The sequence below is a fragment of the Neisseria sp. P0008.S010 genome (assembly GCF_051962715.1).
GTDB lineage: Bacteria > Pseudomonadota > Gammaproteobacteria > Burkholderiales > Neisseriaceae > Neisseria > Neisseria elongata.
In genome coordinates this window covers 1-244 of sequence record NZ_JBQCVA010000398.1, presented here as the reverse complement: position 1 = coordinate 244, position 244 = coordinate 1, and the positions used below count along the sequence as shown (strand labels likewise).

Here is a 244-nt window from a genome sequence, read left to right as displayed (position 1 = left end):
CCTACGGGTGGCGAGAGCGAAGATTCGACCGATGTACGCGTGACGCTGAACAGTGGCGGAACGACCACCACCCCCGGCCTGCGTGCGGAATACTTCGATCTGGATGGCAGCCAGACGGATATTCCCAACCTCAGTGGCCTCACCCCGCAAGTCACCCGCGTCGAAGGGGCACCCAACTATCCCTTCGTCCCCGACAATGTACCCTGGATCGGATTAGATACCCCAGTAGTCCTGTCTCTTATAC

1 protein-coding gene is annotated in these 244 nt (G+C 59.4%); it reads left to right on the top strand.

All coding sequences use genetic code 11. The features are described from left to right. A partial coding sequence (locus tag ACTHSL_RS14070; RefSeq protein WP_440381750.1) for a hypothetical protein occupies window positions 1-244 on the top strand: 244 nt, incomplete at both ends.